The organism is Nonomuraea sp. CA-143628 (genome assembly GCF_050942315.1).
In the GTDB taxonomy this organism is placed as follows: Bacteria; Actinomycetota; Actinomycetes; order Streptosporangiales; family Streptosporangiaceae; genus Nonomuraea.
In genome coordinates, this window is record NZ_CP192072.1 from 2,436,175 (window position 1) to 2,449,410 (window position 13,236).

The following is a 13,236-nucleotide window of genomic DNA, read 5'->3' on the forward strand; positions in this document are numbered from 1 at the left end:
GGCGAAAGTCGGAACCGGCTAGCGGGTGACCTTGCCGGCCTTGATGCACGAGGTGCACACGTTGAGCTTCTTCGGCGTGCCGCCGATGACCGCGCGGACCGTCTGGATGTTGGGGTTCCAGCGACGGCGGGTGCGGCGGTGCGAGTGGGACACGTTGTTGCCGAAGGTCGGCCCCTTGCGGCAGACATCGCAGACGGAAGCCACGGTATCGCTCCTTAAAACAGTCGATGTAGCCCTGTCCGCGTGATGCTTTCCGGGCGAAGGGCATGCCGGGACAACCGGCCAGCCACACGAGGATATCCGATCCGCGCCACTGGGCGCGAACCACGAGCACTAGACGGGCTCAAATGCGGAGATATCCTCCTGCATTAACGGTAGCGCATGCGGGGAGGTCGGAGCGCGCAGATGGAGGTTCTCGACCCGCCCGCGGTACGCCGCTGGGCCCGCCTGGCCGCCGACGCTCTGGGCGGCGCCAGGGCGGAGATCGACGCGCTCAACGTGTTCCCGGTCGCGGACGGCGATACCGGCACCAACCTGCACCTGACCGTGCTCTCCGCGGCCGAGGCCGTCGAGGCGCTGCCCGACGACGTGGACGCCGCGGTGATGTGGCAGACCCTCTCCTACGGCGCGCTGATCGGCGCCAGGGGCAACTCGGGGGTCATCGTCAGCCAGGCCCTGCGCGGGCTCGCGGAGGTGCTGAAGGACGGCGCCGACTTACGCGCCGGGCTGCTGCGGGCCGCCACCTTGGCCAGGGAGGCCGTGGCCAGGCCGGTCGAGGGCACCGTGCTGAGCGTGCTGGAGGCGGCGGCGCAGGCCGTACAGGAGATGCCCGTACAGGAAGCGCCCAGCCGGCAGGAGGTGCGCGCCCACGAGGTGCCCGGCCAGGAGGTGCGCGCCCACGAGGTGCCCGGCCAGGAGGTGCGCGCCCCTGAGGTGCCGGGCCAGGAGGTGACGGGTGATCTCGCGGCGGTCGCGCGGCGGGCGGCCGGTGCGGCGCGGGCGGCGCTGCGGCGTACGCCCGAGCAGCTGGACGTGCTGGCGCGCAGCGGCGTCGTGGACGCCGGCGGCGCCGGGCTGGCGATCATCCTGGAGTCGCTCGAACGGGTGATCACCGGCTCCCACAGCGACCGCTACGACGTGCCCGCGCCGACCTCGCGGATCTCGCCGATGAGCGAGGTGGGGGCCGGCTATGAGGTGATGTACCTGCTCGACGCGGACGACGCCGCGGTGGCCAAGCTGCGCGAGGAGCTCGACGCGATGGGCGACTCGCTCGTCGTGGTCGGCGGCGAGGGCCTGTGGAACGTCCACGTACATGTCGGCGAGGCGGGCCCCGCGGTCGAGGCGGCGCTGCGCGCGGGCCGGCCGTACCGGATCAGGATCACCTACCTGGCCGAGCGCACGCACACGGCCGGTGCGGGCCGGGGCGTGGTGGCGGTCGCGGCGGGCGACGGGATCGCGGCGCTGTTCGAGGAGTGCGGCGCCGTGGTGGTACGCCGCGCCCCCGGCACGCGGCCCACGCTGCCCGCGATGCTGGCCGCCATCCGGGAGGCGGGCGGCGAGGTGGCGGTGCTGCCGAACGACGAGGGCGCCGGGGCGGTGGCCACCGCGGCGGCCGAGATCGCCCGCGAGGACGGCGTCGTGGTCAGTGTGCTGCCCACCAGGGCCACCGTGCAGGGCCTGGCCGCGCTGGCCGTGCACGATCCGCTGCGCCGCTTCGACGACGACGTGGTGGCCATGACCGACGCGGCCGGGCACACGCGCCACGGGCACCTGGTGGTGGCCGACCGCGAGGCGGTGACGAGCGCGGGCGTGTGCCGTCCCGGCGACGTGCTCGGGCTGATCGACGGCGACGTGTCGGTGATCGGCGGCACGCTGGAGGAGGTGGCCACGCTCGTCGTGGACCGGATGGTGGCGGGCGGCGGCGAACTGGTCACCCTGGTCACGGGGGCCGACGCGCCGGTACGCCTGGCCGCGCACGTCGAAGCCCACCTCAGGGTCATCAGGCCCGACGTGGACCTGGTCGTCTACGACGGAGAGCAGGGCGGTTATCCACTGCTCATCGGTGTCGAATGATTCCTGTCGGCCGCAGGCGGTAGAACATAGTCCCGTGAGCCGTTTCGACGAGCCCCTGACGAAAGCGCTCGACCCCAAGACCGCCAAGCTGCTGCACAGCGTGCTCGGCCTGGAGACGGTCGGCGACCTGCTGCGCCACTACCCGCGCCGCTACGCCGAGCGCGGGGAGCTGACCTCGCTCGACGCGCTGGAGGTCGACGAGCACGTCACCGTGGTGGGCGAGGTCACGAGGCTGATGCGCAAGCCCATGCGCAACCGCGGCGGCACCTGGCTGGAGGTCGAGGTCGTCGACGGCGGGCGCAACAAGATCTACCTGTCGTTCTTCGGTAAGGGCTCCCACGTGGCCGAGTCGCGGCTCAAGCCGGGGCGGCGGGGGATGTTCGCCGGGAAGGTGGGCATGTTCGGGTCCAGGACGACGCCGCGGTGGCAGCTGTCGCACCCGGAGTTCGAGCTGTTCGAGGAGGGCGAGGCGAGCGCCGAGGACTTCGCGGCGGCGCCGGTCCCGATCTATCCGGCGGGCAAGGATCTGACGCCGTGGGCGATCAGGCGGGCGATCGGCGTGGTGCTCGACACGCTCGGGCCCCTCGACGATCCGCTGCCCGCCGAGCTGCGGGACCGGCGCGGGCTGGAGGGGCTGGGCGAGGCGCTGGTGTCCATCCATCGGCCGAAGGACTTCGCCGACATGCGGCGGGCGCGTGAGCGGCTGAAGTTCGACGAGGCGTTCGTCCTGCAGGCCGTGCTGCTGCAGCGCAGGCAGGCGGCGACCGCGTGGCCGGCCAGGTCCCGGCCCCGGCGGGCCGACGGCCTGCTGGCCGACTTCGACGGGCGGCTGCCGTTCTCGCTCACCGAGGGGCAGGCGCTCGTCGGCGAGGAGATCGCGGCCGACCTGGCGCTGGAGCATCCCATGCACCGGCTGCTGCAGGGCGAGGTGGGCGCGGGCAAGACCGTGGTGGCGCTGCGCGCGATGCTGCAGGTGGTCGACGCGGGTGGCCAGGCGGTGTTGCTGGCGCCCACCGAGGTGCTGGCCCAGCAGCACCACCGCTCGATCAGCGGCATGCTGGGCGACCTCGCGCAGGGCGGCATGTTCGGCGGCACGGCCGTCACCCTGCTCACCGGCTCCATGAACGCCGCCGGGCGCAGGTCCGCGCTGCTCGACGCCGCCTCCGGCACCGCGGGCATCGTCGTGGGCACGCACGCCCTGCTCCAGGAGCACGTCCAGTTCGCCGACCTGGGGCTGGTCGTGGTCGACGAGCAGCATCGGTTCGGTGTGGAGCAGCGTGACGCGCTGCGCGAGAAGGCCGGCGGCGGCCGTCCGCACGTGCTGGTCATGACCGCCACCCCGATCCCGCGTACGGTCGCCATGACGGTGTTCGGCGACCTGGAGGTCTCGACGCTGTCGCAGCTGCCCTCGGGCCGCGCGCCGATCACCACCCATGTGGTGCCCGCCGCCGAGAAGCCGCACTTCCTGGAGCGCACCTGGGAGCGGGTCCGCGAGGAGGTCGCCCTCGGCAGGCAGGCCTACATCGTCTGCCCGCGCATCGGCGACCTGGAGGGCGACGAGGGGGATCTGCAGGCGCCGCCGTCCGACGACGAGCGGCGCCCGCCGCTGGCCGTCCTCGACGTGGCCGAGCTGCTCTCCAGCGGCCCCTTCCGCGACCTCCGGCTGGGCGTCCTGCACGGCAAGCTCCCGCCGGAGGAGAAGGACGCGATCATGCGCGCGTTCACCCGTGGCGAGCTCGACGTCCTCGTCGCCACCACGGTCATCGAGGTCGGCGTCGACGTGCCCAACTCGTCAGTCATGATCATCATGGACGCCGACCGCTTCGGCGTCTCCCAGCTCCACCAGCTCCGCGGCCGGGTCGGCCGGGGCGGCCTGCCCGGCCTCTGCCTCCTGATCTCCGACTTCCCCGAGGGCACCCCCGCCCGAGCCCGCCTGTCGGCCGTGGCGGCGACCCTCGACGGCTTCGAGCTGTCCCGCGTGGACCTCGAACAACGCCGCGAAGGCGACGTCCTGGGCGCGGCCCAGTCAGGCAAACGCTCGTCCTTGAAGCTGCTCCAGCTCCTGCGCGACGAGGACGTCATAGAGGCGGCCAGAGACGAGGCCGCGGCCTTGCTGGCCGCCGACCCGGACCTGAAGTCCAACGACGGTCTGCGCGCGGAGATAGACCGCCTGCTGGCGGACGAGCGGGCCGAATATTTGGAGAAGACCTGATCCCGGGCACTGGGGAAGGCCTGATCCCGGTGCTTGGAGAAGACCTGATCCCTGGGCATGAGATGCCACGGAATCGAGTAAGAATCGCACGTAACGGCGCCCGGCCCTGTGCGGGCTCAGCGGCCGTATTCCTGGAGGCCCTCAGCCACGTATGGCGGGTGGCGGCCAACCAGGCCGTGCCGTAAAACCAAAAAAAGCCCTTGATCTTGATGTTGACAGAGTCCCAGCCGCGGGGACGGCCTCCCCCCGAATGCCGTCCCCGGCTGGGCCCACCCTCGGGTCAGGTGCCGAGGGAACCGGCGTGCGGAAGGGCTCACGATCACGCCGGTCGGCCTCCAACTGGGTCACCTTGAAGGCCGCAGGACCCATCATGCGAGACCCTCCCCGCGATGGGAATCACCCTTGCGTACTCGAGGCCGACACTTGTCCACTCTTGACCTGCGTCGACATGCGGAACAATGGCCCTCATGACTCGGATCATCGCGGGGAGCGCGGGTGGCAGGCGGCTGGCCGTGCCGCCGGGGCGCGGGACGAGACCGACCAGTGACAGGGCGCGAGAAGGGATCTTCTTGACCCTCGACTCGCTGCACGGGCTGGCGGGCGCCCGGGTGATCGATCTGTACGCGGGGTCGGGGGCCGTCGGGCTGGAGGCGCTGTCCCGGGGGGCGGCCCACGCGGTGCTCGTCGAGTCCGACCCGAAGGCCGTCCGCACGATCAGGGCGAACGTCGAGACGCTGGCGCTCGACGGCGCGCGGGTGGTGGCCGACAAGGTCGAGCGGTTCCTGGCGAAGCCCGAAGAGGAGGGCTACGACATAGTTTTCGCGGATCCGCCCTATGCCGTCACCGACGACGAGGTCACACGCGTACTGGAGTCGCTGCGCGACAACGGCTGGCTGACGGATGGGGCTTTGGTGGCGTTCGAGCGGGAAAGCAGGGGAAAAGCCCTGGTGTGGCCCGAAGGCTACGCAGAGGAGAGGGTCCGTCGCTACGGCGAAGCATCCGTTTGGTACGGTCGCGCCGCCGGGAACCCGTAGACCTGGGGAGGCGTTTTGCGCCGCGTTGTCTGCCCGGGGTCATTCGACCCCATCACCAACGGCCACCTCGACATCATCGGCCGGGCTGCCCGGCTGTACGACGAGGTGACCGTGGCAGTGCTCATCAACCTCGAGAAGAGTGGCCTGTTCACGGTCGACGAGCGGATCGAGATCCTGCACACCGTGACCAAGGAGTACGCGAACGTCAAGGTGCAGAAATTCCATGGCCTGCTCGTGGACTTCTGCAAGCAGAACGACATCCCCGCGATCGTCAAGGGGATCAGGGTGGTCAGTGACTTCGACTACGAGCTGCAGATGGCACAGCTCAACTACCGGTTGTCGGGGGTCGAGACGCTGTTCATGCCGACCAACCCCGAATACTCCTTCCTGTCCTCCAGCAGGGTCAAGGAGATCGCCCGATACGGTGGTGACGTGTCCGGACTGGTGCCTGACCTGGTGCACGAGCTCCTCATCGAGCGGCTCAGGAGCTGACACCGACCTGCTATCCTTTGATTTCGGCCTTGTACGACGGCGACATTTCGCCATGCCTAGCGAGAGCAGATGACTCAGCACCTCGACCCCCGCTCCCCTTGGGTGATCTCCACTCACGACCTGGGTAGGCGACCGGGCTCGATGAAGCGGATGACTCTGTCCCTCCCGGCACCGGTGGATCTCGGCGTCGACATGATCGGTGTCCCCAAGGACGCCGAAGTCGAGCTGGATCTCCGGCTCGAAGCAGTGATGGAAGGCGTGCTCGTCTCGGGCGTGGCGCGCGCCCCGCTCGCCGGGGAGTGCGCGCGGTGCCTCGACCCGGTCACCTCGGAGATCGAGGTCGACCTGCAGGAGCTGTTCTTCTACTCCGACGAGGACGCCTCGGAGGAGGATTCACTGCTCGACGGCGAGCTGCTCGACCTCGAGCCGACGTTCCGCGACGCGGCGGTGCTCGCACTGCCGCTGAGCCCCGTCTGCGGTGAAGACTGCGCGGGTCTCTGCACGGAATGCGGGATCAAGCTGGCCGAGGCCGGCGACGATCACCGGCACGAGAAGATCGACGCTCGCTGGGCGTCGTTGCAAGGTCTGGTTACCGAGAACGATAACGATCAGGAGAAGTGACGTGGCCGTCCCGAAGCGAAAGATGTCGCGGAGCAACACCCGCGCCCGTCGCTCCCAGTGGAAGACGACTGCTGTCGCCCTGGTGAGCTGCCCGCAGTGCCGTTCGCCGAAGCAGCCGCACATCGCGTGCCCCACCTGCGGCACCTACAACCGCCGCCAGGTGATCGAGCCGTCCGCCTGATCGCACCACCTGGTGAGCGGACCATGACCGCTCGAAGGGTTGACGCACTGCCGACCGGGTGCCATTGTGCCCCGGTCGGCGTTACCGTCTGACGCGTGCGGTGGCGGTTCGCCCGCGGCCGTGGTGGACGCCGGGGTTTGGTCCCCCCGACGCCCACCACGTTTTCGGGCATCTTCCGCAGCCGTCGCGCCATGTGAAGATGTCCGAGGAGGAAGCACGTGGGCGCAGGTCCTAAGCCGGTGGCCGTCGAGGTCGCCCGAGAAGAGCTGGAGCGGGTGCTGCTGGTCGGCCTCGGCTCCGACATCCTGGAGCGGGCGCTGACCCACCGCTCCTACGCGTACGAGAACGGTGGCCTGCCCACCAACGAGCGCCTGGAGTTCCTCGGCGACTCGGTGCTCGGCCTCGTCGTGACCGACACCCTCTACCGCAACCACCCCGACCTGCCCGAAGGCCAGCTGGCCAAGCTGCGGGCCGCGGTGGTCAACATGCGTGCCCTGGCCGATGTGGCCCGCACGCTCGGCCTGGGCCGGTTCCTGCGGCTCGGCAGGGGCGAAGAGGGCACCGGCGGCCGTGACAAGTCCTCGATCCTGGCCGACACGCTGGAGGCGCTGATCGGCGCCGTCTACGTCGACAAGGGCCTCGACGAGGCGTTCCGGGTCGTGCACCTGCTGTTCGACCCGCTGATCGTCCGCTCGGCCTCGCTGGGCGCCGGCCTCGACTGGAAGACCTCGCTGCAGGAGCTCACCGCCTCAGAGGCGCTCGGCGTGCCCGAGTACCACGTCGAGGAGAGCGGCCCCGACCACGCCAAGTCGTTCACCGCCGAAGTGCGGGTGGGCGGCGAGTCCTACGGCGCGGGCACCGGACGCAGCAAGAAGGAGGCCGAGCAGCAGGCGGCCGAGGCGGCGTGGACCCGCATCAGGGCCCGCCGCGAGCAGCGCGAGAGCCAGCCGGCGGGCTAGGTGCCAGAGCTGCCGGAGGTCGAGGTCGTCCGCCGCGGCCTCGCCGAATGGGTCACCGGCCGGGAGATCGCCTCAGCCGAGGTGCTCCATCCCCGCGCCACCAGGCGGCACGTGCCGGGCGTCGAGGAGTTCTGCGCGCGCCTGAGAGGCCGTACGGTGCTCTCCGCGGAGCGCCGCGGCAAATACCTGTGGCTGCCGCTCTCGGGCGACGACGAGGCGCTCCTGGCGCACCTGGGCATGAGCGGCCAGCTGCTCATCGTGCCGCCCGACTCGCCGCTGGAGAAGCATCTACGCGTACGCCTCGGCTTCGTCGACGGCGGCTCCGACCTCCGCTTCGTGGACCAGCGGACCTTCGGCCACGTCATGCTCACCCCTCTGGTCGAGGGCATCCCCGCGCCGATCGCGCACATAGCCCCCGACCCGTTCGAGAAGGCGTTCGACGAGGCCGCCTTCGCCACGAACCTGCGCAAGAAGAAGACCGAGATCAAACGGGCCCTGCTCGACCAGTCCTTGATCAGCGGAGTCGGCAACATCTACGCCGACGAGGCGCTCTGGCTGGCGAGACTCCACTGGGCCCGGCCCACCCAGACCCTCACCCGCCCCAAGATCGCCGAGCTCCTGGCCGCGGTCCGCCAGGTCATGGGCGCCGCCCTCCTGCAGGGCGGGACGTCTTTCGACAGCCTGTACGTCAACGTCAACGGCGAGAGCGGCTACTTCGAGCGCTCCCTGGAGGTCTACGGCCGGCGCGACCAGCCCTGCTCCCGCTGCGGCAGCCCGATCAGGCGCGACCCGTTCATGAACCGCTCGTCCTACAGCTGCCCGACCTGCCAGCGCAAGCCTCGCTGAGCGAGCCCTCCCGCCCGCGCTCCGATGGGACCCTTGACATGGAGTCCGGCTTGCGTAAAGGAAAAAGGGGGATCTCATGGTGAGGTTGACGGTCTGGGTGCGGGGGCGAGTGCAGGGTGTGGGCTTCCGATGGTGGACGCGGGCACGGGCTCTGGAGCTCGGACTCACGGGCTGGGCGAGGAATGCGGCCGACGGCCGGGTGGAGATAGTGGCGGAAGGCACACAAGAGTCCTGCGTCAAGCTGCTGGAGCTGCTCAGAGGTTGCGACACGCCGGGCAGAGTCGATGGAGTGGTGGAACGATGGAGCGAAGCCCGAGGTAGTTTGGGGGGGTTTGTGGAGAGGTAAGGGGTTTCGTTAAACGCCCCAAATAGGGTATAGTTGTATGTCGGGAGTGCCCGAGGGTGGGTCTATGCGGTTCGTTCGACTTGACCGCCCACACTGCCGGTGCGACTCTTGTTAGGTACCACGCGCACCCCTCCCGCGGAATAAGAAGTGCGCGAACCAGTCTGGTCACTCAGCGTGGAGGACCCTTTACCATGGCGAAGGCTCTACTCGGCCACGTCGGCGGTCCTGACCCTCGAATGGTCTCGGAGATGCGCCGTCTGCAACAGCGGATCCGGGATTTGGAGGCAGAACTCATCCGACTCCAGGCCACGAATGACGCTCTTGCGGCGCAAACCCGCGACGAGGCGCTCAGCCGTATGCAAGAGCGCGAGCCGGCACTCACCTAAGAGTGTCCGGAGCGCACGACACCCCAGGGACGTCTCGAAGAGGCGTCCCTTGTTATTTGGTTATTCCCTAGAGCTTGGTGCCTCCTTTACCAAACCGACGCGGCCTCGACTGCACACGCCCTCGTGGGGCAGTGAAGACCAGTAGGCTTTTCGAAGTCGGTTCTCGGAGAAGGGGGCGTGGTCTTGCACCTGAAGACCCTCACCCTGCGCGGCTTCAAGTCGTTCGCCTCCGCGACCGCCCTCCGCTTCGAGCCCGGCATCACCTGCGTGGTGGGCCCCAACGGCTCGGGCAAGTCCAACGTCGTCGACGCCCTGGCCTGGGTCATGGGCGAGCACAGCGCCAAGTCGCTGCGCGGCGGCAAGATGGAAGACGTCATCTTCGCCGGCACCTCCTCCAGGCCGCCGCTCGGCCGGGCCGAGGTGACGCTGACCATCGACAACTCCGACGGCGCGCTGTCGATCGACTACACCGAGGTCACGATCAGCCGCCTGATGTTCAGGTCGGGCCAGAGTGAATACGCGATCAACGGCGACACCTGCCGCCTGCTCGACATCCAGGAGCTGCTGTCCGACTCGGGCATCGGCCGTGAGATGCACGTCATCGTGGGGCAGGGCCAGCTCGACGCCGTGCTCCACGCGGGTCCCGAAGACCGGCGCGCGTTCATCGAAGAGGCCGCGGGCGTGCTCAAGCACCGCAAGCGCAAGGAGAAGGCGCTCCGCAAGCTCGACGCCATGCAGGCCAACCTCACCCGCGTCCAGGACCTCGCCACCGAGCTGCGCCGCCAGCTCAAGCCGCTCGGCCGCCAGGCGGAGATCGCCCGCAAGGCCGCCGTCATCCAGGCGGACCTGCGCGACGCGCGGCTGCGCCTGCTGGCCGACGACGTGTGCGTGCTGCGCGAGACGCTGGAGCGCGAGGCGGCCGACGAGGCGGCGATCCTGGCCCGGCGCACCAGGGTGGAGTCCGAGCTGGCCGAGGGCCAGCAGCGGGAGGCCGCCCTGGAGAGCGCCGAGGCCGAGGCCCAGCCCCGGCTGAGCGCCGCCCAGGAGACCTACTTCCGGCTCTCCTCCCTGCGCGAACGCATCACCGGCCTCGAACAACTGGCCGCCGAACGGCACCGCCACGCGCTCGACGCGGCCGCCATCGAGCGGCGCGGGCGCGACCCGGAGGAGCTCGAACGCGAGGCGGCCGAGGTACGCGAGCACGAGCTGATCCTCCGGGCGGAGCTGGAGCAGGCCCAGGACCTGCTGGAAGAGGCGGTCCAGCGGCGCGCCGAGTCCGAGGCCGAGCTGAGCGCCGAGGAGCAGCGGCTCGCGATGGCCTCACGGGCCGCCGCCGACCGGCGCGAGGGCCTGGCCAAACTGCGCGGCCAGGTCGATTCCGTACGCAGCAGGGCCCGTGCCGCCGAAGACGAGATCGGCCGCCTCACCCGCGCCGTGACCGAGGCCGCCGGACGTGAGCGCCAGGCCCGTGAGGACCTGGAGGCGCGGCGACTGGAGGAGCCCGCCGTCGACCCGGCGCTCGCTGCGGAGCTGGTCACCGCGCAGTCGTTGGTCGACGAGGCCAAGGCGGCGGCCGACGAGGCTCGCGCGGCGGTCGAGCAGGCCAAGTCCGCGCTCGACGCGCCGCGAGCGGCTCTTCAGTCCGCCCGGTCGGGCATCGGCACGGCCCGCGCCACCGACCAGGAGGCCCAGCGGTCCGTGGCGGCCCTCCGGGCCCGCTGCGAGGCCCTGGAGCTCGGCCTGGCCAAGGGCGACGGCGGTGCGGCCCTCCTTGAGACCGACCTGGCCGGGGTGCTCGGCCCGCTGGCGGCCTCGATGCAGGTCACGCCGGGCGCCGAGCCGGCGGTCGCGGCCGTGCTCGGGCCGATCGCCGACGCGATCGCCGTCAAGACGGTGGACACCGCGATCGGCGCCCTCGAACTGCTTCGCGTCAAGGAAGCGGGCCAGGCGACCCTCCTGGTGGCGGGTGCCGACGGACGGGGCGGTGACCGGCATGGCGTGGCGCGTCTCGATGGGTCGGCTGCCGATCTCGTCGCGGGTTCTGATGGGCGGGCCGCCGATCAGGTCCACGTCGCGGGTTCCGGCGGACAGGTCGCCGACCAGGTACGCGCGGCCGCGCCTCAGGGGAGTCGCTGGGTCGCCGCGTTGGTGACGGTGCCCGGGCACCTCAGGGCCGCCCTCGACCATGTGCTGGCCGGTGTCGTCGTCGTGGACGACCTCGAGGCCGCCCGCGCGATCGTGGCCGCCCATCCCGAGCTGCGGGCCGTGACCAAAGGCGGCGACCTCGTCGGCGCCCATCTGGCCAGCGGCGGCTCCGAGGGCGGCACCTCCGTGCTGCAGGTGCGAGCGGCGCTCGACGACGCCGTCGCGGACCTGGAGGAGGCCGAGGGCAGGGCCGAGGAGACCGCCGCCGCCCTGGAGGAGGCCGCGGCCGCCGAGCAGGCCGCGCAGCTGGCCCTGGAGTCGGCGCAGAGCCAGGTCAACGAGGCGCAGACCGCCGCGGGCACCGCCCAGGCCGGGGTCAACGCCGCCCAGGGCGCGCTCGACCAGGTCAGAGCCAGGCAGCGGGAGGCCGACCAGCGCAACGCCGCGGCGGCCAAGCGACTGGCCCAGCTCGAAGCCGCCGCCGACGCCGCGCGCGCCGAGGCCCAGCGCCTCGCCAAGAGCGTCACGACGGCTGAGGAGTCCCGCGCCGAGGGGCTGGAGGAGCTGGCCGAGCTGGAGATCCGCCTGGCCGAGGCCGAATACGCACAGGAGCTGGAGACCGAGCCGACCACCGAGGTCCGCGACGAGCTGGCCGCCACCTGCCAGGTCGCCAGGCAGCGCGAGATGGAGACCCGCCTGCAGGTCCGCACCGCGGAGGAGCGGGTCAAGGGCATTGAAGGCCGGGCCGACGGCCTGATCAGGGCGGCCCAGCGCGAACGCCACGAACGTGCCGAGGCCGCCGCCCAGCGGGCCAGGCGCAGACGGCAGGCCGCGGTGGCCGAGGCCGTGAGCAGCGGTGCCAAGCAGGTGCTCAAGGTCCTGGCGACGTCCATCCAGCTCGCCGCCCGCGAACGCGACGAGGCCGACCTGGCCCGCGTCGCGATCGACGCCGAGCTCAAGCAGGTCCGCCTGCACGTACGCGAGCTGGGCCAGGAGCTCGACAAGCTGGTCAACCGGGTCCACGGCAGCGCGGTCGCCCGCACCGAGCAGCGGCTCCGCCTCGAACAACTCCAGCAGCGCGCCCTGGAGGAGTTCGGCGTCGAGCCCGAGTCACTGATCTCCGAGTACGGCCCGGAGGCGCCGGTCCCCGGCGACCCGCCCGTCCCCTACGTACGCGAGGAGCAGGAGAAGCGGGCCAAGATCGCCGAGAAGCAGATGAACCAGCTCGGCAAGGTCAACCCGCTGGCCCTGGAGGAGTTCGCGGCGCTGGAGGAGCGGCACGCCTTCCTCAACTCGCAGCTCGAAGACCTCAAGAAGACCCGGCGCGACCTGCTGCTGGTGGTCAAGGAGGTCGACGACCGGGTGGAGCAGATGTTCTCCTCCGCCTACGAGGACGTGGCGCGGGAGTTCGAGCAGATCTTCACCAGGGTGTTCCCCGGCGGCGACGGCCGCCTGGTGCTGACCGAGCCCGGCGACATGCTGACCACCGGCATCGAGGTCGAGGCCCGGCCGCCCGGCAAGAAGGTCAAGCGGCTGTCGCTGCTGTCGGGTGGGGAGCGGTCGCTGACCGCGGTGGCGTTCCTGATCTCCATCTTCAAGGCGCGGCCCTCCCCGTTCTACGTGATGGACGAGGTGGAGGCGGCCCTCGACGACACCAACACGCAGCGGCTGCTGCGGCTCTTCGAGGAGCTGCGGCAGAGTTCCCAGCTGATCGTCATCACCCACAACAAGCGGACGATGGAGATCGCCGACGCCCTCTACGGCGTGTCGATGCGCGGCGACGGCGTCACCCAGGTGGTGAGCCAGCGACTCCGGGAGCGCGAGTCCGCCTGACATCGTCCCGGTCGTTCGGTCGCCGGTTTCCGGTCATCCGACCTCGGTCGTCCCCGTGTCGGTCATCCGACCTCGGTCGTCCCCGTGTCGGTCATCCGACCTCGGTCG

The 13,236-nt window shown here is 70.7% G+C and carries 12 protein-coding genes; 11 read left to right on the forward strand and 1 reads right to left on the reverse strand.

Annotated features, from left to right (window positions below; genetic code table 11):
* Window positions 1-18: 18 nt before the first annotated feature.
* A complete protein-coding gene (rpmB, locus tag ACQP2T_RS11425) occupies window positions 19-204 on the reverse strand; it encodes a 50S ribosomal protein L28 (RefSeq protein WP_049556934.1) in 186 nt (61 codons plus the stop codon).
* Between the two features lie 201 nt (window positions 205-405).
* Here rpmB and ACQP2T_RS11430 point away from each other — a divergent pair, with 201 nt between their 5' ends.
* The 11 genes from ACQP2T_RS11430 to ACQP2T_RS11480 all read left to right on the forward strand — a co-directional run bounded on the left by ACQP2T_RS11430 (window position 406) and on the right by ACQP2T_RS11480 (window position 13,128).
* Window positions 406-2,073, forward strand: coding sequence for a DAK2 domain-containing protein (locus ACQP2T_RS11430; protein ID WP_433516117.1), 1,668 nt, complete (start codon window positions 406-408; stop codon window positions 2,071-2,073).
* Window positions 2,074-2,107: 34 nt separating this feature from the next.
* Entirely contained in the window at window positions 2,108-4,285 is a 2,178-nt protein-coding gene (gene recG / locus ACQP2T_RS11435; RefSeq protein ID WP_433516118.1) for an ATP-dependent DNA helicase RecG, read from the forward strand.
* Between the two features lie 467 nt (window positions 4,286-4,752).
* Window positions 4,753-5,319, forward strand: a complete 567-nt coding sequence (gene rsmD / locus ACQP2T_RS11440; protein WP_433516119.1) for a 16S rRNA (guanine(966)-N(2))-methyltransferase RsmD — start codon at window positions 4,753-4,755, stop codon at window positions 5,317-5,319.
* A 15-nt stretch (window positions 5,320-5,334) separates the two neighbouring features.
* Window positions 5,335-5,811, forward strand: coding sequence for a pantetheine-phosphate adenylyltransferase (gene coaD, locus ACQP2T_RS11445; RefSeq protein ID WP_433516120.1), 477 nt, complete (start codon window positions 5,335-5,337; stop codon window positions 5,809-5,811).
* Between the two features lie 174 nt (window positions 5,812-5,985).
* Window positions 5,986-6,432, forward strand: coding sequence for a YceD family protein (locus ACQP2T_RS11450; protein WP_433516121.1), 447 nt, complete (start codon window positions 5,986-5,988; stop codon window positions 6,430-6,432).
* A gap of 1 nt (window position 6,433) precedes the next feature.
* Window positions 6,434-6,613 (forward strand): 50S ribosomal protein L32, encoded by a 180-nt coding sequence (gene rpmF / locus ACQP2T_RS11455; protein WP_033409409.1) that lies wholly within the window; start codon window positions 6,434-6,436, stop codon window positions 6,611-6,613.
* A gap of 239 nt (window positions 6,614-6,852) precedes the next feature.
* Window positions 6,853-7,572, forward strand: coding sequence for a ribonuclease III (gene rnc / locus ACQP2T_RS11460; RefSeq protein ID WP_357950763.1), 720 nt, complete (start codon window positions 6,853-6,855; stop codon window positions 7,570-7,572).
* Window positions 7,573-8,418 carry a bifunctional DNA-formamidopyrimidine glycosylase/DNA-(apurinic or apyrimidinic site) lyase gene (mutM, locus tag ACQP2T_RS11465; protein WP_433516122.1) on the forward strand — a complete coding sequence of 282 codons (846 nt, stop codon included), beginning with the start codon at window positions 7,573-7,575 and terminating at the stop codon, window positions 8,416-8,418.
* A 76-nt stretch (window positions 8,419-8,494) separates the two neighbouring features.
* Window positions 8,495-8,764 (forward strand): acylphosphatase, encoded by a 270-nt coding sequence (locus ACQP2T_RS11470; protein ID WP_363996912.1) that lies wholly within the window; start codon window positions 8,495-8,497, stop codon window positions 8,762-8,764.
* A gap of 191 nt (window positions 8,765-8,955) precedes the next feature.
* Window positions 8,956-9,150 carry a hypothetical protein gene (locus tag ACQP2T_RS11475; protein ID WP_090938435.1) on the forward strand — a complete coding sequence of 65 codons (195 nt, stop codon included), beginning with the start codon at window positions 8,956-8,958 and terminating at the stop codon, window positions 9,148-9,150.
* A gap of 183 nt (window positions 9,151-9,333) precedes the next feature.
* A complete protein-coding gene (locus ACQP2T_RS11480) occupies window positions 9,334-13,128 on the forward strand; it encodes an AAA family ATPase (protein WP_433519757.1) in 3,795 nt (1,264 codons plus the stop codon).
* Window positions 13,129-13,236 lie beyond the last annotated feature (108 nt).

What these genes read in the sequence shown, in the direction of transcription:
- ACQP2T_RS11470 (WP_363996912.1), top strand. Translation starts at nt 8,495, where the DNA reads ATGGTGAGGTTGACGGTCTGGGTGCGGGGGCGAGTGCAGGGTGTGGGC.
- ACQP2T_RS11475 (WP_090938435.1), top strand. Translation starts at nt 8,956, where the DNA reads ATGGCGAAGGCTCTACTCGGCCACGTCGGCGGTCCTGACCCTCGAATG.
- rsmD (WP_433516119.1), top strand. Translation starts at nt 4,753, where the DNA reads ATGACTCGGATCATCGCGGGGAGCGCGGGTGGCAGGCGGCTGGCCGTG.
- ACQP2T_RS11430 (WP_433516117.1), top strand. Translation starts at nt 406, where the DNA reads ATGGAGGTTCTCGACCCGCCCGCGGTACGCCGCTGGGCCCGCCTGGCC.